This window comes from Microvirga sp. GN3 (assembly GCF_055792825.1).
In genome coordinates, this window is record NZ_JBVVAK010000028.1 from 1 (window position 1) to 26,279 (window position 26,279).

At 64.1% G+C, this 26,279-nt stretch carries 20 protein-coding genes and 3 tRNA genes; 12 read left to right on the forward strand and 11 right to left on the reverse strand.

All coding sequences use genetic code 11. From position 1 onward, the window contains the following. Both ACS5Q1_RS15245 and ACS5Q1_RS15250 read right to left on the reverse strand, forming a co-directional pair. Positions 1-1,184 (reverse strand): AMP-binding protein (locus ACS5Q1_RS15245; protein WP_473099002.1); only part of this gene is annotated, 1,184 nt, incomplete at its 3' end. Between the two features lie 97 nt (positions 1,185-1,281). Continuing rightward, positions 1,282-1,749: a MarR family winged helix-turn-helix transcriptional regulator gene (locus ACS5Q1_RS15250; RefSeq protein WP_473099003.1), complete on the reverse strand. Its 468-nt coding sequence runs from the start codon at positions 1,747-1,749 to the stop codon at positions 1,282-1,284. Between the two features lie 138 nt (positions 1,750-1,887). Between ACS5Q1_RS15250 and fabF the strand changes: the two genes are divergently transcribed. Beyond that, complete coding sequence (gene fabF, locus ACS5Q1_RS15255) at positions 1,888-3,156, forward strand: beta-ketoacyl-ACP synthase II (RefSeq protein ID WP_473099004.1); 1,269 nt, start codon at positions 1,888-1,890, stop codon at positions 3,154-3,156. A 16-nt stretch (positions 3,157-3,172) separates the two neighbouring features. Here the strand turns inward: fabF and ACS5Q1_RS15260 are convergent, their stop codons facing one another. The 3 genes from ACS5Q1_RS15260 to tsaD are packed head-to-tail and all read right to left on the reverse strand — an operon-like array spanning position 3,173 to position 5,684. Next, entirely contained in the window at positions 3,173-3,586 is a 414-nt protein-coding gene (locus ACS5Q1_RS15260) for an EVE domain-containing protein (RefSeq protein ID WP_473099005.1), read from the reverse strand. 50 nt (positions 3,587-3,636) lie between these two features. Beyond that, on the reverse strand, positions 3,637-4,629 hold the full coding sequence (locus tag ACS5Q1_RS15265) for an NAD(P)H-dependent glycerol-3-phosphate dehydrogenase (RefSeq protein ID WP_473099006.1): 993 nt from the start codon (positions 4,627-4,629) through the stop codon (positions 3,637-3,639). Further along, entirely contained in the window at positions 4,629-5,684 is a 1,056-nt protein-coding gene (gene tsaD, locus ACS5Q1_RS15270) for a tRNA (adenosine(37)-N6)-threonylcarbamoyltransferase complex transferase subunit TsaD (protein ID WP_473099007.1), read from the reverse strand. Before tsaD ends, ACS5Q1_RS15265 begins: the two co-directional genes overlap by 1 nt. A 120-nt stretch (positions 5,685-5,804) precedes the next feature. Between tsaD and hemC the strand changes: the two genes are divergently transcribed. The 7 genes from hemC to ACS5Q1_RS15305 all read left to right on the forward strand — a co-directional run bounded on the left by hemC (position 5,805) and on the right by ACS5Q1_RS15305 (position 11,366). After that, the gene (hemC, locus tag ACS5Q1_RS15275; protein WP_473099008.1) at positions 5,805-6,731 is read left to right on the forward strand and encodes a hydroxymethylbilane synthase; all 927 of its coding nucleotides are present in this window, start codon (positions 5,805-5,807) and stop codon (positions 6,729-6,731) included. Further along, positions 6,731-7,426, forward strand: a complete 696-nt coding sequence (locus ACS5Q1_RS15280) for a uroporphyrinogen-III synthase (RefSeq protein WP_473099009.1) — start codon at positions 6,731-6,733, stop codon at positions 7,424-7,426. Before hemC ends, ACS5Q1_RS15280 begins: the two co-directional genes overlap by 1 nt. 213 nt (positions 7,427-7,639) lie before the next feature. Beyond that, positions 7,640-9,274: a COG4223 family protein gene (locus ACS5Q1_RS15285; protein WP_473099010.1), complete on the forward strand. Its 1,635-nt coding sequence runs from the start codon at positions 7,640-7,642 to the stop codon at positions 9,272-9,274. Positions 9,275-9,289: 15 nt separating this feature from the next. Further along, positions 9,290-10,882, forward strand: a complete 1,593-nt coding sequence (locus tag ACS5Q1_RS15290; RefSeq protein WP_473099011.1) for a heme biosynthesis HemY N-terminal domain-containing protein — start codon at positions 9,290-9,292, stop codon at positions 10,880-10,882. A gap of 80 nt (positions 10,883-10,962) precedes the next feature. Then, a tRNA-Thr gene (locus tag ACS5Q1_RS15295) sits at positions 10,963-11,038 on the forward strand. A 41-nt stretch (positions 11,039-11,079) separates the two neighbouring features. After that, positions 11,080-11,155 (forward strand) — tRNA-Ala (locus ACS5Q1_RS15300). A gap of 136 nt (positions 11,156-11,291) precedes the next feature. Beyond that, a tRNA-Gly gene (locus ACS5Q1_RS15305) sits at positions 11,292-11,366 on the forward strand. Positions 11,367-12,168: 802 nt separating this feature from the next. Here ACS5Q1_RS15305 and ACS5Q1_RS15310 read toward each other — a convergent pair. The 5 genes from ACS5Q1_RS15310 to ACS5Q1_RS15330 all read right to left on the reverse strand — a co-directional run bounded on the left by ACS5Q1_RS15310 (position 12,169) and on the right by ACS5Q1_RS15330 (position 21,369). After that, on the reverse strand, positions 12,169-13,860 hold the full coding sequence (locus tag ACS5Q1_RS15310; protein ID WP_473099012.1) for a methyl-accepting chemotaxis protein: 1,692 nt from the start codon (positions 13,858-13,860) through the stop codon (positions 12,169-12,171). Positions 13,861-14,099: 239 nt separating this feature from the next. Continuing rightward, entirely contained in the window at positions 14,100-14,987 is an 888-nt protein-coding gene (locus ACS5Q1_RS15315) for a cation diffusion facilitator family transporter (RefSeq protein ID WP_473099013.1), read from the reverse strand. Positions 14,988-15,189: 202 nt separating this feature from the next. Further along, positions 15,190-17,169, reverse strand: coding sequence for a CHASE2 domain-containing protein (locus ACS5Q1_RS15320; protein ID WP_473099014.1), 1,980 nt, complete (start codon positions 17,167-17,169; stop codon positions 15,190-15,192). Between the two features lies 1 nt (position 17,170). Then, positions 17,171-20,809, reverse strand: coding sequence for a FecR domain-containing protein (locus tag ACS5Q1_RS15325; RefSeq protein ID WP_473099015.1), 3,639 nt, complete (start codon positions 20,807-20,809; stop codon positions 17,171-17,173). A gap of 170 nt (positions 20,810-20,979) precedes the next feature. Beyond that, complete coding sequence (locus tag ACS5Q1_RS15330) at positions 20,980-21,369, reverse strand: response regulator (protein WP_203442022.1); 390 nt, start codon at positions 21,367-21,369, stop codon at positions 20,980-20,982. A gap of 359 nt (positions 21,370-21,728) precedes the next feature. On the opposite strand from ACS5Q1_RS15330, the gene ACS5Q1_RS15335 reads away from it, so the two are divergent. Both ACS5Q1_RS15335 and ACS5Q1_RS15340 read left to right on the forward strand, forming a co-directional pair. After that, on the forward strand, positions 21,729-22,451 hold the full coding sequence (locus ACS5Q1_RS15335; protein ID WP_473099016.1) for a glutamine amidotransferase: 723 nt from the start codon (positions 21,729-21,731) through the stop codon (positions 22,449-22,451). A 9-nt stretch (positions 22,452-22,460) separates the two neighbouring features. Further along, complete coding sequence (locus ACS5Q1_RS15340) at positions 22,461-22,976, forward strand: GNAT family N-acetyltransferase (protein WP_473099017.1); 516 nt, start codon at positions 22,461-22,463, stop codon at positions 22,974-22,976. A 28-nt stretch (positions 22,977-23,004) separates the two neighbouring features. On the opposite strand, the gene ACS5Q1_RS15345 is transcribed toward ACS5Q1_RS15340, so the two are convergent. Further along, positions 23,005-24,438 carry a helix-turn-helix domain-containing protein gene (locus tag ACS5Q1_RS15345; protein ID WP_473099018.1) on the reverse strand — a complete coding sequence of 478 codons (1,434 nt, stop codon included), beginning with the start codon at positions 24,436-24,438 and terminating at the stop codon, positions 23,005-23,007. A gap of 188 nt (positions 24,439-24,626) precedes the next feature. On the opposite strand from ACS5Q1_RS15345, the gene aceA reads away from it, so the two are divergent. Both aceA and ACS5Q1_RS15355 read left to right on the forward strand, forming a co-directional pair. Then, on the forward strand, positions 24,627-25,946 hold the full coding sequence (aceA, locus tag ACS5Q1_RS15350; protein WP_473099019.1) for an isocitrate lyase: 1,320 nt from the start codon (positions 24,627-24,629) through the stop codon (positions 25,944-25,946). Positions 25,947-25,988: 42 nt separating this feature from the next. Further along, entirely contained in the window at positions 25,989-26,198 is a 210-nt protein-coding gene (locus tag ACS5Q1_RS15355) for a DUF4170 domain-containing protein (protein ID WP_203442027.1), read from the forward strand. Positions 26,199-26,279 lie beyond the last annotated feature (81 nt).

Sequence of the window (26,279 nt, forward strand, 5' to 3'; positions counted from 1 at the left end):
TCCCAGGCTTCCGGATTGATCGGCTCGCCGACGGAGCCGAGCAGGCGCAGGGTCTTGCGCGAGGTCTTCTTCACCGGCTCTTCGCCCGCCTGCATCAGCGAGCGGATCGCGGTCGGCGCGGTGTAGAAGATGTTGACCTGGTGCTTGTCGATCACCTCCCAGAAGCGGGAGATCGTCGGGTAGGTCGGCACGCCCTCGAACATCAGCGTCGTGGCGCCGTTCGCCAGCGGTCCGTAGAGGATGTAGGAATGGCCCGTCACCCAGCCCACGTCGGCGGTGCACCAGTAGACGTCGCCGTCGTGGTAGTCGAACACGTATTGATGCGTCATCGCCGCATAGACGAGATAGCCGCCGGTGGTGTGCAGCACGCCCTTGGGTGTTCCGGTCGAGCCCGAGGTGTAGAGGATGAAGAGCGGATCCTCCGCGTTCATCTCCTCGCAGGGGCACTCCTCGGACACGAGTTCGGCCGCCGCGTGGTAATAGACGTCACGGCCCGGCACCATGTTGACGGGAGATCCCGTGCGGCGCACCACCAGCACGTGATCGACGACACCAGGACCGACGCGCTCGATCGCGGCGTCCACGTTCACCTTCAGCGGCACCTTGCGACCACCACGCAGGCCCTCGTCCGCCGTGATGATGAAGGCGGATTTGGCGTCCTGGATGCGGCTGGCGAGCGAATCCGGCGAGAAGCCGCCGAACACCACCGAATGAATGGCCCCGAGCCGCGCGCAGGCGAGCATGGCATAGGCGGCCTCCGGGATCATCGGCATGTAGATCGTGACCCGGTCGCCCTTGGCGACGCCGCGATTGCGCATGATGTTGGCCATGCGGCAGACTTCGTCATGCAGCTCACGATAGGTGATCGTCTTCGATTCCGACGGGTCGTCGCCTTCCCAGATGATGGCGACCTGGTCGCCGCGGGTGTGAAGATGCCGGTCGATGCAGTTATAGGCCACGTTGGTGACGCCGTCCTCGAACCAGCGGATCGCCACGGTGCCGGGCCCGAAATGGGTGTTCTTGATCCGGGTAGGCTGCTTGAACCAGTGGATGCGCTTGGCTTCCTCGGCCCAGAAGGCCTCCGGGTTCGTGATGGAAGCTTCGTACTTCGCGAGATAGCCCGCATCGTCCAGATAGGCGCGGTGGCTCCACTCCCCCGGCACGTCGTAAATCTTCTCTTCCATGGCGCTTCTCCCAACGCATCCTCGAATAGAATTAGCGCTAGGTTTAAGGAAAGAGAGAGGGGCCCGGCAAGCGGGACCGGGATCGGACTTTGGTCGTTCATACTTTCGGTGTTCGTGGGGTTGCGCTCGAGAGGGCCACTTCCTCCAGGGCTTCGAGGAATCGCAGGCCCTCCTTCACACGCTCGGCGCCGAGTTTCTCGACGAGCGTACGGTTGACCACTTCCCAGCTGTCGAGGGCCGTCGAGATCGCGGCTTCGCCTTCATCCGTGAGACGCAGGCGCTTGCCCGCGCGGCCCCGGCCGCCTTCGCTTTCGACGAACCGGCGACGCTCCAGATGCTTCAGGTTCCGCACGACCGTCGTGGAATCGAAGCCCAAGGCCTCTGCAACGGCGCTGACGCTCGGGCCGTCCTGCCCCGCGATCGCGACGAGGAGCGAGAATTCCACGCCGGACAATCCCGTCGACCGGAGCTGCGCGCCGTAATGGCGCGACAGGACCGCCGCCGTCGCGCGGGTGCGGCGGCTCAGGCACGACTGGGCGACAGTTCGGATTCTTTCGTCCTTCATTGCGCGGGTCCTGAATAGTCTGGAAAGGGAATATCACTTTTCCGACGAGAACCCGCCATGTCGGCGAATGAAAAATTTGCCCTAGCAAAGCCGGTCCGCATCAAATACTGTATATACACAATTTGATGCGAGCAGGCTATGTCAAAACGAAGAATCGTCATTACAGGAATGGGGCTGGTCTCGCCGCTTGGCGTCGGAGTGGAGACGGTCTGGGCGCGCCTCCTCACTGGGCAATCGGGCATCCGGCGCCTGCCTGAAGCCATGGTCGCGGATCTCGGCGCGAAGATTGCCGGGATGGTCCCCGACCGGGTGATGGACCCCGAAGCCGGGTTTGATCCGGATCGGGTCATCCCGATCAAGGACCAGAAGAAGATGGACCGCTTCATCCAGTTCGCCGTTCTTGCGGCGGAGGAGGCGTTGGCGCAAGCCGGCTGGAAACCGGAGACGGAAGCCGACCGGGGGCGTACAGCCACCGTGATCGCCTCGGGCATCGGCGGCTTCCCCGCCATGATGGAGGCCGCCGAGACGGTTCGCGCCAAGGGCCCACGGCGGCTTTCGCCCTTCACCGTGCCGTCCTTCCTCGTTAATCTCGCGGCCGGGCAGGTCTCGATCCGGCATGGGTTCAAGGGCCCGCTCGGCGCGCCGACGACCGCCTGCGCGGCGAGCGTCCAGGCCCTGGGAGATGCGGTGCGCTTGATCCGCGCCGGTGAGGCGGATGTGGCAGTCGCCGGAGGGGCCGAGGCCTGCATCGACCGTGTCAGCATCGCAGGTTTCGCCGCAGCTCGCGCATTGTCGACAGGCTTCAACGATACCCCCGAGAGCGCCTCACGCCCCTTCGATGCGGATCGGGATGGGTTCGTGATGGGAGAGGGGGCAGGAATTCTCGTGATCGAAGACCTGGATCACGCCCGCGCCCGCGGCGCGACTCCGCTCGCGGAGATTCTCGGCTATGGGACGAGCGCGGACGCCTACCACATGACCGCAGGTCCGGAGGATGGAGAAGGCGCACGGCGCGCGATGGCGCTGGCTATTAAGGATGCCGGGCTTCAGCCGCAGGACATCGAGCATCTCAACGCTCATTCCACCTCGACGCCGGTCGGCGACCGGGGCGAGCTCGCGGCCATCCGTTCCCTCTTTCCGGGGCGTGGCCCGGCGATCTCCGCGACCAAGTCCGCAACAGGCCATCTTCTCGGCGCGGCGGGCGGTCTCGAAGCCATCTTCACGCTGCTTGCCTTGCGGGACGGCGCATTGCCTCCAACCCTCAATCTCGCGCAGCCGGATCCCCTCGCAGAAGGATTGGATCTCGTCGGGCCCGAGGGGCGCAGGCAGCCGATCGAATTCGCCCTGTCCAACGGCTTCGGCTTCGGCGGGGTTAATGCGTCGATTGTGCTGCGGCGCTGGACGTGAACGGATCCGTTCGCTCTCAGAGCCCACCCATCTTGCAGACGATCTTCCATTCCTCGTCAGTCACCGGCTGTACCGAGAGGCGGGAATTGTTGACCAGGATCATGTCCTTCAGCTTCGGCTCCTTCTTGATGTCGTCGAGCGTCACAGGCTTCGGAAACGGCTTCACCGCCTTGATGTCCACCATGCCGAACTTGCCGGTCTCGTCAGTGTGGTCGGGGTAGTATTCCTTGATCACCTCGACGATGCCCACCACCGCCTTGCCCTCGTTGGAATGATAGAAGAAGCCCTTCTCACCCTTCTTCATCGCCATCAGGTTCTGCTTGGCCACGTGGTTGCGCACGCCGTTCCAGTGGGTGCCTTTCGCACCTTCCGCGACCTGTGCCTCCCAGGACCAGACCGAAGGTTCGGATTTGTAGAGCCAGTGGGCCATGGTGTGCTTACCCCTTCATTCGTTTTGCGAAATCTTCTTCGGGTTTCGCTTCAATGCTCGGACTTGATGGGACGGTTCATCAGCGCATCGACCGCCTGATCGAGGGTCCATGCGCCGGACAGGATCTGCTCGACGGCTTCCGCGATCGGCATGTCGATGTTTTTCGCGCGCGCCAGCGCCACGAGGGCGCTTGCGGTCGCAGCCCCCTCCACCAGCTTGCCGCCGGCGGCCTCAACGACACTCATGCCCTGGCCGAGACGCTGGCCGAAGGCGAAATTGCGCGAATGGGCCGAGGAGCAGGTGAGGACCAGGTCGCCAAGCCCTGAGAGCCCCATCAAAGTCTCCGCCTCGCCGCCATAGGCGCGGGCAAAACGCAGGAGTTCCGCGAAGCCGCGGGCGATGAGGGCGGCCTTGGCGCTTTCGCCGAGGCCTTTTCCGGCCACGGCCCCGCAGGCAATCGCCAGCACGTTCTTGGCCGCGCCGCCAATCTCAACGCCGCGCACGTCCTGGCGGTGATAGACACGCAGCGTCGGGCCGGAGAGAGCCGTTGCAAGCTCTTCGGCGAGAGCCGCATCCCGGCAGGCGAGCGTCACGGCGGTGGGCAGGCCGCGGGCCACGTCGTCGGCGAAGCTGGGACCCGAGAGCACGGCCACGGACGAGCCGGGACGAACGATCTCCACCACGTCGCAGAGGAAGGCCTTGCTCTCCCGCTCGATGCCCTTGGCGCAGAGCACCAGGGGCGTCTCGGGCGGCAGCACGGAAGCCAGCGCCGCACCCATTTCCCGCGTCGTCTGCGCAGGCGTGACGAGAAGGACGACGCGAGTGGAGGCTAGATCGGCGAGAGTGGCAGTCGGACGGATGCGGTCGTGGAGTTTCACGCCGGGCAGAAAACGCTCGTTGCCGCGCGTCGCTGCCAGCGCCGCGGCATGCTCGGGCGAGCGCATCCAGAGCGCCACATCGTTGCCGGCGATGGCCGCGGCATTGGCCAGCGCCGTTCCCCAGGCACCCGCTCCGGCAATCCCGATCGGATCCGCCCGTGTCATCAGGCCTTCGCTCCGGCCTCGTCGCGACTCGTGTCCAGTGGCCAGCGGGCGCGGGCGGGGGCGGCGATGTCGTCGATGAGGCCGAGGCGCATGCGCTCCAGGCCCGCCCAGGCGATCATGGCGCCGTTGTCGCCGCACAGATTCAGCGGCGGCGCCACGAGCTTGAGGCCGGCCTCGACAGCGAGGCGCTGCAGCCCCTGGCGCATGCCCTGGTTGGCGGCGACGCCGCCCGCCACCACGAGGGCGGTCGGATGGCCCGCGATGTCGCGGAAGGTACGTAAGGCCACGCGGGTGCGGTCGACCACCACGTCGACAATGGCGGCCTGGAAGCTGGCGCAGAGGTCGGCAATGTCGCTTCCCGTGAGCGGTGCGATCTTTTCCGCCTCGATCCGCACGGCGGTTTTGAGGCCGGAGAGCGAGAAATTCGGCTCCGCGCGGCCCTGCATCGGCCGTGGTAGGGCGAAGCGCTCCGGATTGCCCTTCGCTGCCTCCTGTTCCACGTGCGGCCCGCCGGGATAGGGGAGGCCCAGCATCTTGGCGACCTTGTCGAAGGCCTCGCCGATGGCGTCGTCGATGGTGGTGCCGAGGCGGACGTAATCGCCGACGCCGCGCACCGCCACGAGCTGCGTGTGGCCGCCCGAGGCGAGCAGCAGGAGATAGGGAAAGCCGATACCGTCGGTGAGGCGCGCGGTCAGCGCATGGGCTTCGAGATGGTTCACCGCCATCAGGGGCTTGCGGGTGACGAGCGCGATGGCCTTGGCGGTGGTGAGCCCTACCAGCACGCCGCCGATCAGGCCGGGGCCGGCCGCCACTGCGATGCCGTCGATGTCCTTCACCGAGCATTTGGCGCCTTTGAGCGCGCGGGCCACGAGCCGGTCGATCACCTCCACATGGGCGCGGGCGGCGATCTCCGGCACGACGCCGCCATAGCGGGCATGTTCGGCGATTTGGCTCAGCACCTCGTTGGAGAGGATCTCGCCGCGTCCGTCGAAGCCGATTCCGACCACGGCGGCCGCGGTCTCGTCGCAGGTGGTCTCGATGCCTAGAATGCGCATGATCGTTGGCTGCTCGTTAAGGTGTTGTCCGGGCTTTCGGCCCGGCGTTCCTCCCCCTATAGTCCGCCGCGCCGCACAAGATCAAACGCAGATCGTTCAAGACAGGAGAACCCAGCCAGAATGACCGCTTCACCCACCCTGGTCATCGGTACGCGAGGAAGTCCCTTGGCTCTCGCACAGGCTCACGAGACGCAAGACAGGCTGGTCGCCGCCCATGGCTGGACCGTGGAGCATCTGCCCCTGTCGATCATCAAGACCACGGGCGATGCGATCCAGGACCGGCCCCTCTCGGAGGCCGGCGGCAAGGGGCTCTTCACCAAGGAACTCGACATTGCGCTGCTCGACGGCTCCATCGATCTCGCGGTCCATTCCGCCAAGGACCTGCCGACGACCCTGCCGGGCGGAATCGTCATCGCCGGCTTCCTGCCGCGCGAGGATGTGCGCGACGCCTTCATCAGCCATCGCTTCAAGAGTTTGAACGATTTGCCGCAAGGCGCCATCGTCGGCTCCGCCTCCTTGCGGCGGCAGGCGCAGATCCGCCGCCTGCGGCCGGACCTCCAGGTGACACTTCTGCGCGGCAACGTGCAGACGCGTCTGGCAAAACTCGAACGCGGCGAGGTCGATGCGACGCTTCTTGCCATGGCGGGCCTGCGCCGTCTCGGGCTCACCGATCATGTGACGACGGTTCTCGAGACGGACGATTTCCTCCCCGCCGTGGGACAGGGCGCCATTGCCATCGCGATCCGGGCCGAAGACGAGCGGGTGCGTCAGGCGCTTCAACCCATCCTCGATGCGCCGACCGGTCAGGCGCTCGCCGCCGAGCGCGCCTTTCTCACCATCCTCGACGGCTCCTGCCGCACGCCGATTGCGGGCCATGCGTGGCTGATCGGCAGCGAACTCGAAATCCGCGGCCTCGTGCTGCGTCCGGATGGCTCCGAGAGCCTGGAGGTCGTGCGCCGCGGCTCGCCCGACGAAGCAGTGGCGCTCGGGCGCGAGGCTGGCTCGGAACTTCGCTCCCGCATGCCGCCGGATTTCCTGAAAGCCTGATGCGGATCCTCGTCACCCGCTCGCCCGAGGACGCCGAGCGCACGGCCGAGAGGCTGACGGCGCGCGGTCATGAGGCGTGCCTTGCGCCCGTCACCCGCATCGTGCCGACGGGCGATCTCAAGCCCGACGGAGCTTATGATGCGCTCATCGTTACTAGCGCTCACGCCGTCGATGCTCTTGGTGATCTGGAGCGGCAAAAGCCGGTCTTTGCCGTCGGCGAGCGCACGGCCGATGCGGTGCGCTCGCAAGGATTCGTCGACGTAACCGTGGCGGAAGGCGACGCGGTTTCGCTGTCGCGGCTGATTCGTGGGCAGCTGCAATCCGGCCTCACCCTTTTCCACGTGACGGCCCGTCATCACAAGGAGGAGCCGGCGGCTTCCCTGCGCGCGGCGGGATTTCACGTGCTGCAATGGGAGGCCTATGAGGCGAAAGCCATCGAACATCTTCCCGATGCTGCCATCGAGGCCCTGCGCACTGGCCAAATCGGCGCCGCGCTCCATTATTCACGGCGGAGCGCGGATCTCGTCGTCCGGCTGGCGGAGGAGGCGGGACTGGCGTCCAGTCTCAAAACTTTTCCCCATCTCTGCCTGTCGGCCGATGTGGCTGCGCCCCTGATGTCGGCCGGCGCTAAGACCCTTGTGGCGGGAGAGCCTTCCGAGGAGGCGCTTCTTGGGCTCCTCGATCCGCTCCCGTGAAACCTGTCGCCGCTTTGGTTACGATCCTGGCGATAGGGATCTTTGCCATATGGGGAGGATCATGATCCGATGAGCCTGTCCGATTTTGAGATCGTACCGCAGGGAGGGAACGAAACGCTGCGCCCAAGCTTGCCTCAATTGCCTTTCACACTGACCTTTTGAAGACCTCGCTCCAGGCGAATCCCTCCCTGGCGACCCGTGCAAGAGTGACCCGTGACCGATTCATCTGATCCTCGACGTCCGAAATCGTCCCGCAAGAAGCCCTCGCGTGAGCCGGCGACCCTCGACCTGAAGGCGACCGTGATCAACGACGGTTCGGTTCGAGCCAGTCCCGAAGGCGAAGCCCAGGATACGCTTGGGCAGGATACACTTGGGAACGACACGTTTGGACCGGACACTCTTGGCAGGGACGTTCGCGCGCCGGAGGCTGCATCGGCGGATACCCTGCCGGGTGCGCAACCGGAAGAGACCATCGCCAGCTCCAGCGAGCCTCCGGCCGATGATGTGGTGGTTTCACCTGAAGCCACTCTCGATTCGGGGATCGGCACCGATACGCTCCCCTCCGGGGCCTCCGTCGAGGAGTCTGGAAGGCAGGATACCATTTTACCGGAAAGCTCCTTCGGAGAACCTTCCACGTCGCAGACGCGCGAGGAAACCGTGCCTCCGCGCCCCGCTCCCGAGCAGCGCAGTTCCGCCGGTGCCCTGATCGGGGCCGGCCTACTCGGAGGCGTCATCGGCGCCGGGCTTCTCTATGGATTGCAGGCCTGGCAGGAATCGCCAGGTCAGAACCAGCCGGTCGAGTTGCGTCTGGCTCAGCTCGAGCAGCGCCTGGGAGCCCTCCGGCAGCCCGGACCGGCTGGTCAGCCGCAGGGCAATGTCCAGGCGCTGACCGAGCGCGTGCAGGCGCTCGAAACCGCCAAGGGCGAGCTGGATCAACGGCTCCAAGCCATCCAGGGCACGGCCCAGCAGGCCGCGAGCCAGGCCGAGGCAGCCCTGAACCGTCCCATGCCTGAGGCTCCGCAGCCGGCTCCCCAGAACGAGGCGGCGCTCACGGACCTGACCAGCCGTCTTTCGGCGCTGGACGAGCAGGTTCGGGCGAATGCCCAGAACGCGACGAGTGCCGCGAACGTCACGCAGGATCTCGACCGCCGCATTGCGGATCTGGATCGTCGCTTCGCCGATCAGGGCCGCCAATTCGGTGAAGCGGAAAGACGTTTTGGGGAGACGGAGCGCCGGTTCACGGACACCGACCGCCGCTTCTCCGAGCAGGAGCAGCGTCTTGCTGCGCTCTCTCAGCAGGCGGTGGAAAACACCCGGAACGCCGAGGCAGCGAGCCAGACCGGAACCAAGGTCGTTCTCGCCGGCCGCCTGAACGATGCCCTGAGCAGCGGCACGCCTTATGCGGACGTGCTCGACGGCGTGAAGAAGGCCGGAGCCGATGCGAGCCGCGTGGCGCCTCTGGAGCCCTTCGCGCAGCAGGGCGCTCCGACGGCGGAGTCGCTGGCCCGCAGCTTCGAGCCGGTCGAGACGGCGATCCTGCGCGAGAGCCGCGGCCCGACGAACAGCTGGACCGACCGGCTGCTGCGCATGGCCGACCGGGTGGTCACGGTCAAGCCGGTGAACGAAGCCGGTTCCACCGGCGTCCCGGCTCTTACCGCACGCATCCGGCAGGCCCTGGAGCACGGCGATGTGGTGGAGGCCGCCGCCGCATGGGATGCCTTGCCGGAGCCGTCGCGGCGGCTTTCCGAGGAATGGGGCCGACAGGTCAAGGCGGTCGCCGCGGCCCATCAGGCCGCGCAGGCGATCAGCACCGATGCTCTCGCCACCCTCAACCGTACGACGCAATAAAAGGATCTGCCCCGCATGTGGCGCGCTCTTGTTTTCATCGGTCTTCTCTGCGTCGCGGCCTTTGGCGCGGTCTGGCTGGCCGACCGGCCGGGGACGGTTCTGGTCACCTTCGGCGGTTATGAGATCCAGATGTCGGTGGCGGTGGCCGCCATCGCGCTGGCGGGCCTCGGTCTCGTCCTGGCCCTGCTCTGGTCCGTGGTCACGGGTCTCCTCCAGCTTCCCTCTCGCCTCAGCTTCGCCTCGCGCGCTCGCCGGCGTTCCCGCGGCTATCAGGCAGTATCGCGCGGCATGGTGGCCGTGGGCGCGGGCGATACCATCGCGGCCCGCCGCTATGCCAACGAGGCCGAGCGCCTGCTGGGCAAGGAGCCGCTGACGCTTCTCCTCAAGGCCCAGGCCGCCCAGGTCTCGGGTAATCGGGAGGCAGCCGAGGCGGCCTTCACGCAGATGATGGACGAGGATGAGACCCTGGTTCTCGGTCTGCGCGGTCTCTTCGTCGAGGCGCGGCGCCGGGGCGATGGGGCTTCCGCCCATCAATACGCCTCCGAGGCCGTGCGTCTGGCCCCGGCCGCCGCCTGGGCGAGCGATGCGGTTCTCGAAGCACGCTGCGCTGAACGGGATTGGCGCGGAGCCCTGGAGACCGTCGAGCGGCGGACCTCTCTCGGTCTTCTCGACAAGAAAACGGCCAAGCGTCACCGGGCCGTCCTGCTGACGGCGGATGCCCTGGAGCGGGTCGAACACGATCCGGAAGGAGCGCTCCGCAGCGCCCAGGATGCCACGAAGCTCGCGCCGGATCTCGTTCCCGCTGCGGCCCTTGCCGGTCGCCTGCTGTCGCGGAAAGGCGATCTGCGCAAGGCCGCCAAGGTCGTGGAAGCCGCCTGGAGCACCCAGCCGCATCCGGATCTAGCGGAGGTCTACCTTAATCTTCGCCCAGGCGATTCCGCTCTCGACCGCCTCAAGCGCGCCGAGACCCTGTCCCGCCTTTCCAACGGAGCCCCGGAAGGTCGGCTCGCCGTGGCACGCTCGGCTCTCGAAGCGCGCGAGTTCGGCCGCGCCCGCGATGCGCTCGAACCGCTCCTGCATGATCGTCCGAGCATGCGGGTGTGCCTGCTCATGTCCGATTTGGAGCAGGCGGAGCACGGCTCCACGGGCAGGGGCCGGGAATGGCTCGCCCGCGCCACCCGCGCGCCGCGGGATCCGGCCTGGATTGCCGATGGCGTCGTGTCGGATCACTGGGCACCAATCTCCCCCGTCACCGGCCGCCTCGACGCTTTCGTCTGGCAGGCACCGCCCGATGTGCTGATCGCCCCCGAGCTCACCCTGCACGACGACGTGACGGCCGATCTCGATGACGAGGTCAGGGCGCTGCCCATTGCGGCGGCCGAGGAGCCCGAGCCCCCCGTTGCCAGCGAACCCGTCCTTGAGCCCGAACCCGCACCCACGGAAAAAGAAGTCAGGACGGAGGCCGTTATCGTCGAGCCGGTCAAGGACGAGGTGAAGCTGGAGGCCTCTGTCACGCCGGAGCCGGTCGTCTTTCCGACCACGCCGCCTGACGTGCCGAAGCCGAAGGAACAGGCGTCCGCACGTCGCAGCGTTTTTTCGGTCTGGTAGGGTATTCCGGCCTTTCCATCCCTTGCCAAGCGGCGGGGGAGCGGGTAAGAGGGCGGCCTCTCGGATCGCAGAATTGCGATGCCGCAATAGCTCAGCTGGTAGAGCACCTCATTCGTAATGAGGGGGTCGGGGGTTCGAATCCCTCTTGCGGCACCATTCCACTCCTGATGGCGACGTCAGGCTGGAAGGCATGGCAGGGGGTCATAGCTCAGTTGGGAGAGCGCTTGAATGGCATTCAAGAGGTCGGCGGTTCGATTCCGCCTGGCTCCACCATCCTGCTAGCGCATCGTGCGGAAAAGTGTTTACGGTTTTCCGCACCGAACGATGCGCCAACATGACGAGGAGCATCGGAGTGCTCCCAAAAGTGCATTCCACTTTTGGGTCCGATGCTAGAGACGAGAGGGAGCGTGCGGGTGTAGCTCAGGGGTAGAGCACAACCTTGCCAAGGTTGGGGTCGAGGGTTCGAATCCCTTCGCCCGCTCCATTTCCTTCCCAAGGGAAACTCATCGACAAGGCGCCTTCGGGCGCCTTTCGTGTTTTGGACCATCGTGCGGAGATGTGGCTCTGGTTCTTCGCACTAGAGCATCGGACCCAAAAGTGGACCCACTTTTGGGATCTGATCCGATGCTCCACTCTTTGGAGAGCGCATCGTTTCTTTGGAGAGCGCATCGTTGGTTGCGGAAAACCGGGACCACTTTTCCGCACGATGCGCTAGAGATGATTCCACTGACGTGGAATCATCTCTTCTCCTTGGGTTGCCGCATTTTTGGGGTTGCTGCATTTTTTGACGGCGAACCGAATCCACTTCGCCGAAAAATGCTCCAGACGATGCGTCCAGCAAGAAGCTGTGCCCATGAATCAAACGGGCCCATTCCATGGATGGAAGGGCCCGCGGTGACTCTCGGTCACACGTCATTGACGTTCATCCGGGTAAACCGGTTAGTGAATTCCAAAATGTCGAGCTGAAGGGTGCCTCCAACGCTCAAAGTATCGACGCGGAGGGGGTCTTCAGCCCAGGCGAAATCGCGATGCCTGCCTCCATCCGTTCAAGCCGGGGCGGGTGCCCGGTTCATCGATGTTGCGGAACCAGCGTCGGTCAGGAACCCGCTCGAACAATCATGCCGGTCCGCTCTCTACGATGGGTATGTCTCCAGGAGCGAGACCTCAACCCATCGTAATTTAAAGATTCTCGAGGGGCGCTTGTTTCAGCGTGGCGGCAAAGAAAATGGGCTCGGCTAACTGTTAGCCGAACCTTTTTGATTTCAGTGGATGTTGAACGGAGATGCTCAGGCTGCCTTGACCTCCGAGAGGAAGGCCGCGACCTCCCGTCCCAGGTCGGTGGAATGGCGCGACAGTTCCTGCGCGGCGCCGAGCACCTGGGAGGCCGCCGCCCCGGTCTCGCCGGCGCCGTGCTGCACATCCACAATGCTCCCGGTGACCTGTTCGGTGCCGCGCGCCGCCTCCTGCACGTTGCGGGCAATCTCGGCCGTGGCCGCCCCCTGCTCCTCCATCGCCGCCGCGATCGCGGTCGAGATCTGGCTCATCTCGGTGATCGTGCGGGCGATCTCCTGGATCGCCGAAACCGTCTGCTGGGTCGCCTGCTGAACGGAATTGATCTGAATCGAGATTTCTTCCGTCGCTTTGGCCGTCTGATTGGCCAGATCCTTCACCTCGGAGGCGACAACGGCAAAACCCTTGCCGGCCTCGCCGGCGCGGGCCGCCTCGATGGTGGCGTTGAGCGCCAGGAGGTTGGTCTGGCCCGCGATGGTGTTGATCAGCTGGACCACATTGCCGATCCTGTCGGCCATAGCGGCGAGATCCTGTATTGTGCCGTTGGTGCGCTGGGCCCCTTCGACTGCCCGTTCCGCAATCTGTGAGGACTGGCTCACCTGAGACGCGATCTCGCGGATCGAGATGGAGAGCTCTTCCGTGGCGGCTGCCACGGTCTGCACATTGGCCGAAGTCTGCTGCGCCACGGAGGCCACGGTGACGGATTGCGTGGTGGTCTGGCCGGCGATGGTGGTCATCGACTGCGCCGTGGCCTCCATCTCGGTTGCCGCCGAGGACAGGCCCTGCGTCAGGGTCGAGACGTTGAGCTCGAAGCGCTTGGTCAATTGATCGAGCAGCTCGGCACGGCGCATCTTGGCCTCGTTCTCTGCTTCCTGCTCCGCTGCGAGACGACGGGCCTCGATGGCGTTGTCCTTGAACACCTGCAGCGAGCGGGCCAGTGCACCGACCTCGTCCTTGCGCTCGACTCCTGTCACAGCCACCCCGAGATCGCCGTTTGCAAGACTGTTCATGGCTGCCGTTGTCACGGAGATCGGGCGGACAACGCCGAAGATCGCGATCGTGCAGAGCAGGCCGATCGCCAGCGTCAAGCCTACAAAGGACGCCGTAATCAGTTGCGTCGACGTGAAGGACGCGAGAGAAGTCGCGTCCGCCTTGGCTCGATCGAGAGCCTGAGCAATGGCTGCGGTCTGGTTATCGAGAATGTCCAGAGTCTTCTTGCGCAGGGCCCGTCCATCGCCGGTCGAGAGCGCGAAGGCCTCGTCGCTTTCGTTCAGCTGCGCATGGGCAATGGTTCGGCCCATGATTGCGAAATAGTCTTCGACATTCCGTTTCAGCTGTTCATTGGCTGCCCGAAGCTCCGCTGTATCCGAGAGCGCGATCAGGGCATCCAGATTCTTCAGGGCTGCTTTCTTGGCCTCTCTGAAGGCCTCGTCGTAGACGGCCATCTCCTGGAAGCGCTTTTCGATGAGCAGGTTCTTTTCCTGGATGGAGGCTTCGTTCACGTTCACCTTGATGGTGAGAGCGATGTCACGTCGCGCTGCGTGAGTGTCGATGATCTGCTGCGTATTCTCCGCAAGCGTATCGAGGCCGCTCCTCGCAAAGATGATGAGGCCGATGGTGACGGCCATCATCAAGATGACCGGGATCGCCAGCTTCGTAATAATCTTGAGATTGTTCAAGGCACGCATCGCTGTTCGGTGGCCCGCCCGCATCGCCGCGGGAGGCGCGCGCCCCCACGACGCGCTCAACCAGGAATTCTCGTTATAAATTTTCAGGTTTGGGCAAGTCATTACGCAGAACTACTTAGTCCTGCGGAAAAATGGGATTGTAATCTTGGTAAATGCTGAAAAATTTTAACGATGAATTAAAGCTTTAATGATCCGGACAGCAGACGATGACTGGCGAACCAACCCGGCGCAAAAAAGCTCTATAGCACCACGATGCCCGCGTGCTTGGCCTTGTTGTCGGGCTCCACGTGGATCGTGATGAGCGAATCCTTCACATCTGCCTTGAGGGCGCGTTCCAGCCGGTCGCAGATGTCATGGGCGTCTGTGACGCTCATGTGGCCCGGCACCACCAGATGGAAATCGATGAAGATCATCCGGCCGGCATGGCGCGTGCGCAGGTCGTGCGCTTCGATGGCGCCTTCCGCATTCACGGCAATGATCTCGCGGACGCGGCTCAAGGTCGCCTCGGGCAGGGCCTCGTCCATGAGGCCGCCGATGCTTTCCTTCATCAGTCCCCAGCCGGACCAGAGGATGTTGAGGGCCACCAATGCGGCGAGGGCAGAGTCGAGCCAGTGCCAGCCGGTGAGCGGAACGAGCAGGAGGCCCACGATGACGCCGGCAGAGGTCATCACGTCGGTCAGGAGATGACGTCCGTCGGCCACGAGTGCGGGCGAACGCAGGCGTCGGCCCCGGCTGATCAGCATCCAGGACCAGAAAGCGTTGATCACACTGGCCAGGGCATTGATGGCAAGGCCCTGCACGGGGGCATCGATGACCCTGGGAGCCAGGAACCCGAAATACGCTTCCCGCAGGATGGCGAGTGCCGCCACGATGATCAGCACGCCTTCGAGAACCGCGGAGAAGTATTCCACCTTGTGGTGGCCGTAAGGGTGGTTCGCATCGGCCGGCGTGGCGCTCAGGCGCACGGCCATGAAGGCCGCCACCGCCGTCACCACATTGATGACGCTCTCCAGCGCATCCGAATAAAGCGCAATGCTGCCCGTGATGTAATAGGCGGCATATTTCAGGACGAAAACTATGGTTCCGACGAATATGCTGCCGAGGGCAAGTTTTTGAATCTTGTCCATGGCGCGATGCGTAACGAGAGGGTTCTGCGGGAAACGAGGCGCCCTTATAGACCGTGCTGTCTCAAGCGCAAGACTTTGTTTTTATTTGCAATTCGTTCGCAAAATCACGTTGGTGGAAAAACATTTCATGTGCAGGTCAAGTCTGATCATGGGTGATGAACGGCAAAGTCGTGTGGCGGCCGGGCTTTGAGAGGGAAACCGGTTATTCAGGGATGGCCGTCGCCTTGAGCAGGATCTTCTTGTAGTAGTTCGACAGGGATGGAGCGAGCGCTTGGCACTGCTGGACGAGTTCGAGAGCCTCGACCCGCCGTCCGGCGCCGATGCTGTCGAGAAGCGTCGGATGCAACTCCGTCAGCTCCGCAAGCGCCGGATCCTGGCTCTGTCCAGCCGGTGCCACGATGGTGAAGATGGCGGTTTTCTCGGCGCGTCCTTTGACAGCGATGCGGTCGAGCTCGATCAGCACGAAATGCTCCCGCAGCGCTTCCGCCGTCGCGGGACCGAGGACGATGGCGACACCGTATTCCTTCGACAGACTCTCCAGGCGCGAGGCGAGGTTCACCGTATCGCCGAGCACGGAATAATCGTAGCGCCAGCGCGAGCCTACATTGCCGACCACGCAATCGCCGGTGTTGATGCCTACACCGATGGCGAAGCGCGGTGCATCCTCGCCCATTTCCTGCCGTAGCTGCGCATTCAGAATATCGACCGCTTCCAGCATGCGCATGGCGGCGCGCGCGGCGCGCAAGGGGTGGTCCGGGCTCGGCAGCGGCGCGTTCCAGAACGCCATCACGCAATCGCCGATATATTTGTCGATGGTACCGCCTTCCGCCAGCACCGCCTCGGAGAGCGGATCGAGCAGGCGGTTGATGAGCGTGGTCAGCCGCTCCGGCTCGTCCTTCAATTTCTCCGACAGGGTCGTGAAGCCGCGCACGTCGCAGAACAGGATCGAGAGATTGCGGCGCTCGCCCCCGAGCTTGAGGGCACTCGGATCGCGCGCGAGCTGCGCCACGAGATCGGGCGAGAGATAGCGCGAGAACGCTTCTGACACGGTACGGCGCAGCTGGCGCTCACGGGCATAATCCAGGCCAAACCTCGTCCCGAAGACGGCAAGCGCCGCCGCCGCCGGCAAGGCCGGCGGTGCCCAGACGCGGCCGAAGCGCAATACGACCCAGGATCCGACGATGAAGAAGGCGAGCAGGAAGGCTGCCGCCAGTCCAGTCCTCCAGGAAACGCCATGGGTGGAAAAGGCTGCGGCCAGGAATGCTCCGGCGATCACCAGAAGCACCATGACAAGCTGCGGCACGGACAGCACGTAGAGATTGTGACGAAGATTGTCGAGGATCGTGGCCTGGACCTCGACGCCGGCCGTGAGGGTGCCTTCGGTCAGCGTATAGGGAGTCGCGAAAGTATCGGGGGCGCCGATATCGGCCGTGGTCGCCTGCTTCAGGCTTAGGCCCACCAGTACGATCTGATCCTTGAAATACTCTGGTGGCAGGAAGTTCTCCGGGTCCAGAGCCTGATAATAGGAAACGGTCGGATAGGAGCGGGCTGGCCCGAAATATTGGATCAGCGCGCCATCGGGAGCGGTGGCCTGCGGCTCCCCCTTCAGCCGAAGCACTTCCGCGGCAAAGCTGTCCGGCATCGGCGGCATGCGGCGCAGATAGGCATCTCCATCGAGATGCATCGAGGCCACGCCGGCCGCCGCGCCGGCATCAAGGAACGGATCAAGAGGGCTGACCCGAGTCACCTGGATGCCCTGAGCCAGCGGGGTGGTGACATCGTCGGCTGCCAGCACCGCATCCGGGCCGAGCGCCTTTGCCAAGGCCGTATCGGCTTCCTCGGTGGTCGGGTCGGCGAAGATGATATCGAAGGCGATCACCTTCGCGCCCGCCATGCGCAGGCTCTCGACCAGTTTCGCGTGAAGCTCCCGCGACCACGGCCAGCGCTGGCCGATTTCTCCGATGGACGGCTCGTCGATTGCCACCACCACGGCGCCCGGCCGTGCCGGGAGCGGCGGCGCGATCACGGAGAGAATATCGTAGAGCCGCGCTTCGATGAGGCGAAAAGGCGGAACGTAGAGAACCGGGATCAGCAGGGCTGCGATGAGCGCGGCCATGGCGAAGTGGCGCCAGAGGGGCTCTCCGCCGCCATGGTCGCTCGAGGCTGAAGGCTTCCTGCTCACTCTAGAACCGTGCCTTGACGGTGGCTGCGACGGTGCGGCCTGGGGCCGGGATGTCGAACCCGAAATCATAACTCTGGTCGAACAGGTTGAGGGCCGTCAGGCCGACTTGAAAGCGCCGGTCCGGCGTTTCCCAGGTGATCGCAGCATCGGTCGTCCAGAAGGATTCCAATCGATCGTTGTCGTAGTTCCCGGATCGCTCGCCGATGAAGTTCTGAGTCACGGTGAACCGCAGCCGGCTCGGGTGAACGAAGGTGAACCCGAGGCGGGCAAAGCGCTCCGGAATGTAGGGCACCGGCTCTCCCACACCTCGTCCTTCCAGATCTTCCGATGTCGCGAGGATTTTCGAGGTCGCTCCACCGACGGTGCCGAAGACGCCGATGCCATGACCCAGCCAGACGTTGACCGTTGCGGCGATCCATTCCGCGCGGGCTTCCTCGATACCTTCGATGCTGCTCAACGTGTTGATTCTGGGAATGTTGAGATCGTTCAGCGTCTGTCGCTGATATTCCAGGGCCGTGAAGACATGCGGAGTCCATTCCGCGTCCCAGCGCAGGATAAGACTCTTCGTCGGTCCGCTTGCAGGGGTATCGTTCGGAATCAGTCCGACCGTCGTCGCCGGTCCGAGCGAGTAGCTCAGATAAGTATCGGCATTCTCGATATAGGCGGCGCGGAGCCATTGGCCTTCCAGCGGCGAGACGCCGATGCCGAAGCGGGGCGCCACCCAAACATCGGGTCTGGCATTCTTCACGTCGAGGAAGGTGCGATGGATGCCTGCCTGAGCCTCGAACCAATCGTTCGGGCGCCATGAAAGATCGGCGTAGGCGCGGCCACCGCGAAAGGGGCTGTCGAAGGCCGCTGAGTCCTGCCGGTATTCCTCGTATCCTCCAAAATAGATGTCGCGAGAATTGCTGAACCCTTTGTACCGCAGCTGACCTGCCTGGGCCTCCAGGCCATAGCGCAGGTTGAAGTCACCGATCCCGATGGCGTGGCTCACTGCTCCGACGACGCCATCCACGCGCTGCTTCTCTTGCCACAGGGTATTGATGGTGGGAAACGCACTGAAGTCCCAGAGCTCTCCGCGATCGAGCGTATCGTTCCGGGTCGCGAACACGGCGGCCGAGAGGACATTCCGATAGGCGAAAGTGTGGCTCCAGCCCGCCACGCCGAAGAGAGTGGTCTCGTCCCTCTCGATCTGCTCGGTGCGGTCAAACCGGTCGATATCCGTCAGGCCAGGCTGGGCCTCAATCGCCCAACCCATGAACATGAACCGATCGGCTGCATTGGGGGCAGTGCCGGCGCTGAGCGTAATCCCCCGCCCCCTTTCGTTATCGGCGGTCAGATTGCCACGGGCCTCGTTGGCACTCGCAGACAGGCTGAAGCTCGTCGGCAACGGCTCGTTCGAGAAGCCGTTGACCAGCACGCCCGACTCCCAGCCGACCTTGCCACCACGCACAATCGCGCCGCCGCTGATCTCGGTGTCGAGAAATGGCCGGCGGATAGGATCGAAGCGTCCGATGCGGCCGGAAACGGCCAGAGGGTCGAGAAGGAGACCCTGGATCGAGAGATTCAGAGCAGCGCTGTTGAGCTCTGTCCCTTCCGCGGCATCGAGCGTCGGTTCCGTGGGAAACAGACCTGGCCGGCTGAGGATTGCCTGGTCGAAATATCCTTGCGCCTCGAAAGGATCGAACGTGCGGTCGGCATAGAAGCGTGCCCAATCTTGCAGGTTGATGAAGCGGTAGGCCTCGACCGGATAGGACCCGGTCTGTTTGGTGACCGAGATCCCGGCATAGTCACCACCACGAGCCCGGTAGCGCCGCAGGGCTTCGCGCGCCGCAAGGATCGCCTCGTCGGCCAGATAAAGATCGAGCGCGAAGGCCGTGCGCAGGATGGGGACGATTGGCGCCCTGGGATCGAGCCGATCCGCATTGTCGAGAGTCTGCCATGCGAGCTCGTAATCGCCGTTCTGAAAATAAGCGTCGGCCAGTGTCAACTGATCGTTGGACCGAGCCGGATTGACGGCAGATCCGGCCAGCATGGCTTCGATCGCCTCAGCCATTCTGCCTTTCTGCAACAAGTACCGCCCGCGGGTCGTGTAGGCGGTGGTCGGATCGAGCGCCAGCGCCTTGTCGATGAGAGCGCCTGCCTCATCCACCCGACTCTGATCGAGGAGGAGAATGGCTAGGTTGGTGTATGGAATCGGGTTCTGCGGTTCCATCTCAATAGCACGCCGGAAGGTGGCTTCCGCTTCCACGAAGGCGCCCCTGCTCTCTTCGAGCAGCCCGATCTGGTTCAGAATTGAGAAACCCGGATCGGTCTTTGCGACCTTGTAGAGATCGGCAAGAGCCCCATCGATGTCACGCGCATAATCAGCTTTGATCGTCGCCCCGAACGCGATCACGTCCGGATCGTTCGGATCGATGGCCTTGGCCCGCTCATAAGCCGCGTACATCTCCTTGCGATGGTCGAGATCTTGGGCGAGAGATGCCGAGAGAATGGCAAGCCCGACATCTTTCGGAAATCGCTTCTCGGCTGCAGCGGCTTCTGCTGCAGCCGCCTTGAGATCCTGACGGAAACCTGTGAGATAGGCGCTGACCGCCGCCGTGCTGGGATCGTTGATAGCGACCTTTGGCGCAGGCTGGACACGCTTCGGATCGGCCAAAGACGCCGCTGCATAGCGACCATACTCGGCCCAGCCCCGACGCCGCGAATCCAGGCCCGGCTTCGCGCGCTCGAACAGCTTGATGGCGTCCTGCCAGCGGCGGTCTGCACCGGCGATGAGTGCCTCCAGATAATCGGCACGGGCACGCTGGGCCCTGGTCATCGGACGGCCACGAGCCTCGGCAAGGGGAGCTGCCGCGGCTTGCCTGCCTTTGGAATTCATGAGGCTCTCGGCGAGCGTGAGCCAGTCTTCCGTCATGCGCGCTTCCGGCGCGAGAGCCTGGATCCTCGTATTCTCGGCCTCGAACTGTTTTGGCTCCAGGGTCGATGTCGGCAGGTTGATGAAGACCTCCCGCATCGACATGTAGAAGAGCATCTGCTCGCGGTCGTTGGGGCTGACGAGTACGAATTTCGTCGGGGCTTGGCCGATTGCGGCCACTGCTCCCTCGCCCTGGCGCACCGTCACGGCGCCTTGCGGATTCTTGAGCTCGACGACACCTTCAAGCACGACGAGCGAGGTTTTGCCCGAGCCGTCCACCGCCAATGACCAGTCAGTGCCGCGGATCGCCGCGACCGCCGCCGGCGTCTTGACGTCGACGCCCGAGCCACCGCGGGCCGCGCGCGCCCAGATATTGCCGCCCTGAAGACTGAGCTGGGTCGCGTCTGTCGCGCCGTCAGCCACCTCGTTCACGGTCAGGGTCGAATTGCGGCCGACGCGGATCTGCGTCTGGTCCTTGAACAGGATTGCGAGATTGCCGATGGCATTCGTGCGCAGGATATCGCCGCCGACGAGACTCTGCTGGAGCTGGGCCGCACGCCAGAGATCCTCGCGCACGAAGCGCATCTCCTCGCCGCCCTTGGCAGCCACGATGGAGCCTGCGGCCGGGGTCTGGCGCGGCACGGGTGCTTGGGCCTGTGCTTCGGCAAGGCAAAGCGCCAGGGCGCTCGTTGCGGCCAGAAGTCTGAAGAATCCTACGGACATGAAAGAACCAACTCGACCGGCAGGTACCTGCTCTAACGTTACCTTAGCTTAGCAGGAAGGGGCTCGGATCAAAGCCGATTCACATCATGGACGGTGTGTTTTGCAGCACAGGGTGAACGATTGCGGCATGAAAGCCACAGATGAGGTGCTCAACAGGGGGAGGGCCCGCTTCAAGCCATCTTGCCGCGCGCGATCAGCAGCTTCTGCTTCAGATCGTGCTGGGCGAAGGGCTTTTGCAGGACGGGACGGTCGCGGAAGGCGTCGCGGATTCCGGCGCTGCCATAGCCCGTCGAGAACACGAAGGGGATCGAGCGCTGGGCCAGGGCTTCGGCCACCGGATAGATCGGCTCGCCGGCAACGTTCACGTCGAGGATGGCCAGGTCGACCTGTTCGCGTGACACGACGTCAAGGGCCGCCGACAGCCGGGCCGCCGGGCCAATCACCTCGCAGCCGAAATCGAGAAGCATGTCTTCCAGAAGCAGGGAGATCGCGGCTTCGTCCTCAACGACAAGAATACGCAGGCCGTTGAGATCGCCGTCGCTCGTTACGCTTTCGGTCACGGGTTCACTTTCTTTCACGCTGGAGCGCTGGCCGATGGCTCAGCAGAGCACGAGACAAGATGCGCTGGATGTTCTGGACTTCAAGCCTGGAGAATCAAGCGCTTCTATCATTTTTGCGTATCCATGCAAAAACCGGGCGTAACCGGCCTGATCCATGATATCGTTATGCCGATCTTAGGGCGGTAGCCTGCCCTTGCCTAGGTCTCGTACCACTTCAGTTTATCCGGCAAAGGACTGGGCCAGATCGGCTGCCGGTGCCCTCTTGCGGAGCATGCTCCTTGTCCCGAATAATCGGCCCATGTTGTCCTCGCGTGATCGCTCTCCATTCGTCAAGAACGCCTCTGCATCGGATCGAAACCATGCCTAGGCGGAGTTCCAAAGCACCCATTCTCATCGTTCTGCACCAGGAGCACTCGACCCCCGGCCGGGTCGGGCGCCTGCTCATGGAGCGCGGCTACCGCCTCGACATCCGACGCCCCCGCTTCGGCGATCCCCTGCCGGAAACGCTTGCCGAGCATACGGGAGCCGTGATCTTCGGAGGGCCGATGAGCGCCAACGATCCGGACGATTTCGTCAAGACGGAGATCGACTGGATCGAAGTGCCTCTGAAGGAGAACAAGCCCTATCTCGGCCTCTGCCTGGGGGCGCAGATGATGGCCAAGCATCTCGGCGCCCGGGTGTGGGCTCATCCCGAAGGCCGGGCCGAGATCGGCTATTACCCCTTGCTGCTGACAGCGGCCGGCGAAGCCCTCAGCGAGGATTGGGGCGTTCCCTGGCCGAGCCATGTCTATCACTGGCACCGGGAAGGTTTCGACTGCCCGTCGGGTGCCGAGACCTTGGCGACCGGCGACGATTTTCCGACCCAGGCGATCCGGTCCGGGGAAAGGGCTTTCGGGCTCCAGTTCCACCCGGAGGTCACCCACGCCATGATGTGCCGCTGGACGGTGGTCGCGGAGGAGCGACTGCGTATGCCGGGTGCCCAGGACCGCGTGCGGCAACTGGCCGGACGCTTCCAGCACGACCCGCATGTCTCGCGCTGGCTCGATCGGTTCCTCGATCACTGGCTCGATGGCAAGGGATAAAAATTCCGGATGACGAAGACCCCTGTTCTGGTGAGCGAGCGTCTTTGCTTTCATGCTTGGGAGCCCGAGGACTTTCCTCTGCTGGCAGCCCTTCATCGTGATCCGCAGGTGCAGCATTTTCTGCAGATGGGTGATCCACCCTGGGATGAACCGTTCCTCCAGAAGAAGTTCGAGAGTTTCCGGGCGGATTATGCGGCCCATGGCTGGACCAAGTTCAAGGTCACCGACCGGCAAGGGGCTTTCATCGGCCGGGCTGGTTTCGGGCGATTTGACGCGACCCGGGAACTCGAACTCGGCTACACCTTCATGCGACCCCTCTGGGGCCAAGGCTATGCAACGGAGGCTGCCGGGGCGCTGCTGAACTGGATCTACAGGGTTGAGCCCGTCGATCACGTCATCGGGTTCGCGGTGGCTGAGCACAAAGCCTCCCGCCGGGTTATGGAAAAGGTCGGGATGGCGTTCACCGGTATCCGGGATGTCGACGGCATCCCCAACGCCTTCTACCGTCACAACCGCCCGGCCTGAGACGCTTCAAGGTAAAGGGAGGTGGTGCCTAAGTGGCATCGAACTCGAAGGGCGAGACGCCGCGCTTCATTTCGTCAACGATCAGCGCATGCATCAGGGGAGGGGCGGCGCGCTGCGGGCAGGCGATACGTTCGCACAGGCGGCAATTGATGCCGATGGGTGTCGCATCCGAAGACGCGAGGTCGAGGCCGCGCGCATAGACGAGGCGATGGGCGTATTTCAGCTCGCAGCCGAGGCCCACCACAAATTGCGGATCGGGCGCTCCCCAGGGGTTGAAGGCGCGCTTGACCGTGCGGGCGATGGAGAACCAGCGAGACGTATCCGGCAGCTCGACGATCTGGGTCGCTACCTGACCCGGCGTCCGGAAGGTCGAGTGCAGGTTCCAGAGCGGGCAGGTGCCGCCGAATTGCGAGAACGGAAAGCGGCCCGAGGAAAAGCGTTTCGAGACGTTGCCGGCCGAGTCCACCCGCACGAGGAAGAAGGGAATGCCGCGTGCGGCGGGGCGGGCCAGCGTCGTGAGCCGGTGCGCCACCTGCTCGAAGCTCGCGCCGAAGCGGGCGCCCAGGACCTCCACGTCGTAGCCGAGCGCTTCGGCCGCCGCATGGAACCTGCCGTAGGGCATCATGAGGGCGCCGGCGAAGTAGTTGCCGAAAGAGACGCGCAGCAGCCGCCGTGCGGGTCCGTCCGTGGACTCGAGGCGCGCGGCGAGTGCATCGATGGTCTCGCGCATCTCGGCGAAGGCCAATTGGTAGGCGGCCTGGAAGGTTCTGCCAGATGGATCGACCAGTTCGGAGATCAGCAGCTGACGCCGATGGTGGTCGTAACGGCGCAGTGAATCCGGCATCACGTCGATGGGCATCACGCGCACCCGGATGCCGTGCTTGGAGTGCAGGCGCTCGTTGATCGCAAAAAACAGGTCGTGCCCCGTCATGGCCAGGTCGGAGGCCAGGGCCTCGGCCGCCTCGTCCAGCTCGGCAAAATGGTTCTTGGCCTCGTGAATCAGTTCCCGCACCCGGTCGAGCGGATTGACCTGGGCTGAGTCCTCCGCCCGGTCGCGGTCACTGAGGCTCGGCATCACCGCCTCGCGGGCGCCGCGCATGGCCTGATAGGCGCGGTAGAGCCGGTTGATGGCATCGACCAGGGAGGGCGCGCTCTCCACGGTCTCGCGCAGCTCGAGCCGCGCCACCGGCGTGGAGCGGAAGAGCGGGTCGGCGAAAACCTCCTCCAGCTCCGAGACGGTGCGCTCGTGATCGTCATTGGCGAATTCGCGCGGGTCGAGCTGATAGGCATGGGCGAGGCGGATCAGCACCTGCGCGGTGATCGGGCGCTGGTTGCGCTCCATCAGGTTCAGGTAACTCGGGGACAGCCCGAGCTCCTCGGCCATGCGGGACTGGCTCATGTTGAGCTCGCGCCGTAGCCGCTTGAGGCGGGGTCCCACGAAAAGCTTTCTGCTCTCATCCATATTGTAAATCTTTTTACAAGTTTACACAGCCCGTCGAGTCAAAGCTTTACAGAACGACTTTTCTTTTGAAATCCACCGTTGAAACAACAGCTTCTTCGAGAGTTAATCAAGTCAAGACGTCCTGCTGCTTTGCAACAATTCTGGCCTGCAGGAGAGTTTTGTCAAGAAATGTAAAATGAAGGGTAATCATGAATAGCCAGCCGAATCCGGGTTCCCTGCAGGACCTGATCCCCGCCGCTCCTGAGGGACGCTTCGACGGTATCCGCAGACCCTATTCGGCCGACGATGTCGCCCGGTTGCGCGGGTCCTTCCCCATCGCCTACACGCTCGCCGAGCGCGGCGCACAGCGCCTGTGGCAGCTCCTGCACGAGCGCCCTTACGTCCATTCGCTCGGCGCCATGACCGGCAACCAAGCCATGCAGATGGCCCGCGCCGGCCTTGAGGCGATCTACCTCTCCGGCTGGCAGGTGGCGGCGGATTCGAACGTGGCCGGCGCCATGTATCCCGACCAGTCGCTCTATCCGGCCAATTCCGGTCCCGAACTGTGCCGGCGCATCAACCGCACCTTCCAGCGCGCCGATCAGATCGAGCATGCGGAGGGTGGCGCGAAGCGCGACTGGTTCCTGCCGATCGTGGCCGATGCGGAGGCCGGTTTCGGCGGACCGCTCAACACCTTCGAGATCATGAAGGCCTATATCGAGGCCGGCGCCGCGGGCGTGCACTTCGAGGATCAGCTCGCCTCGGAGAAGAAATGCGGCCATCTCGGCGGCAAGGTGCTGATTCCGACTTCGGCCCATGAGCGCAACCTTATCGCTGCGCGGTTGGCCGCCGACGTGATGGGCACCTCGACCCTCATCATGGCCCGCACGGATGCGGAATCGGCCAAGCTCATCACCTCGGATGTCGACGAGCGCGACCGGCCCTTCATCGAGCCCGACAGCCGCACCCCGGAAGGCTTCTATCGCCTGAAGGACGGCACCGGCCTCGACCATTGCATCGCCCGCGGCCTGGCCTATGCCGAACTCGCCGACCTTCTGTGGTGGGAGACCTCTCATCCGGATCTCGACGATGCACGCAAGTTCGCGGAAGCGATTCACAAGCGCTATCCGGGCAAGCTGCTCGCCTATAACTGCTCGCCGTCCTTCAACTGGAAGAAGAAGCTGGACGATGCCACCATCGCCAAGTTCCAGCGCGAACTCGGCGCCATGGGCTACAAGTTCCAGTTCGTGACCCTCGCCGGCTTCCACCAGCTCAATTATGGCATGTTCGATCTGGCGAGCGGCTACCGCGACCGCGGCATGGGCGCCTATTCCGAGCTGCAGGTCCGTGAATTCGCTGCCGAGACGGACGGCTATACCGCGACCCGCCACCAGCGCGAGGTCGGCACCGGCTATTTCGACCAGATCTCGGTGGTCATCACCGGCGGCAAGTCCTCCACAACGGCCATGGCGGAATCGACCGAGACCGCGCAGTTCCAGACCTCGGCCAAGCTTCAGGCGGCCGAATGAGCCTTGGCGAACCCCAAACCCTTGCACCAATGGAGATTGAAAATGCTTAAGTCACGTTTCTGGGTGGTTGGCGGCGAGTACACCTCCTGCGACTGCGAAACCATCGTCCAGGGCACCGAGCGGGTGGTCGGCCCCTTCGAGAGCCGCACCGAGGCCGAGCGCACCTGGCGCAGCCTGTCGGAGGATCACCGGCCCCAGGCCCAGGTCCGCTTCACCATTGCCCAGGAGCCTCCGACGACCTTGAGCGCCTGACGAGGCCCCCGAGAGCGCTTGACGGCCGTCCCCGCCGGAGAATGAAATTTTCTTCGGCGGGTCTTTGTCGTTTCCACACAA

Coding starts and splice junctions, on each gene's coding strand:
- ACS5Q1_RS15250 (WP_473099003.1), bottom strand. CDS start 1,749: ATGAAGGACGAAAGAATCCGAACTGTCGCCCAGTCGTGCCTGAGCCGC.
- fabF (WP_473099004.1), top strand. CDS start 1,888: ATGTCAAAACGAAGAATCGTCATTACAGGAATGGGGCTGGTCTCGCCG.
- ACS5Q1_RS15260 (WP_473099005.1), bottom strand. CDS start 3,586: ATGGCCCACTGGCTCTACAAATCCGAACCTTCGGTCTGGTCCTGGGAG.
- ACS5Q1_RS15265 (WP_473099006.1), bottom strand. CDS start 4,629: ATGACACGGGCGGATCCGATCGGGATTGCCGGAGCGGGTGCCTGGGGA.
- tsaD (WP_473099007.1), bottom strand. CDS start 5,684: ATGCGCATTCTAGGCATCGAGACCACCTGCGACGAGACCGCGGCCGCC.
- hemC (WP_473099008.1), top strand. CDS start 5,805: ATGACCGCTTCACCCACCCTGGTCATCGGTACGCGAGGAAGTCCCTTG.
- ACS5Q1_RS15280 (WP_473099009.1), top strand. CDS start 6,731: ATGCGGATCCTCGTCACCCGCTCGCCCGAGGACGCCGAGCGCACGGCC.
- ACS5Q1_RS15290 (WP_473099011.1), top strand. CDS start 9,290: ATGTGGCGCGCTCTTGTTTTCATCGGTCTTCTCTGCGTCGCGGCCTTT.
- ACS5Q1_RS15310 (WP_473099012.1), bottom strand. CDS start 13,860: ATGCGTGCCTTGAACAATCTCAAGATTATTACGAAGCTGGCGATCCCG.
- ACS5Q1_RS15315 (WP_473099013.1), bottom strand. CDS start 14,987: ATGGACAAGATTCAAAAACTTGCCCTCGGCAGCATATTCGTCGGAACC.
- ACS5Q1_RS15325 (WP_473099015.1), bottom strand. CDS start 20,809: ATGTCCGTAGGATTCTTCAGACTTCTGGCCGCAACGAGCGCCCTGGCG.
- ACS5Q1_RS15335 (WP_473099016.1), top strand. CDS start 21,729: ATGCCTAGGCGGAGTTCCAAAGCACCCATTCTCATCGTTCTGCACCAG.
- ACS5Q1_RS15340 (WP_473099017.1), top strand. CDS start 22,461: ATGACGAAGACCCCTGTTCTGGTGAGCGAGCGTCTTTGCTTTCATGCT.
- ACS5Q1_RS15345 (WP_473099018.1), bottom strand. CDS start 24,438: ATGGATGAGAGCAGAAAGCTTTTCGTGGGACCCCGCCTCAAGCGGCTA.
- aceA (WP_473099019.1), top strand. CDS start 24,627: ATGAATAGCCAGCCGAATCCGGGTTCCCTGCAGGACCTGATCCCCGCC.
- ACS5Q1_RS15355 (WP_203442027.1), top strand. CDS start 25,989: ATGCTTAAGTCACGTTTCTGGGTGGTTGGCGGCGAGTACACCTCCTGC.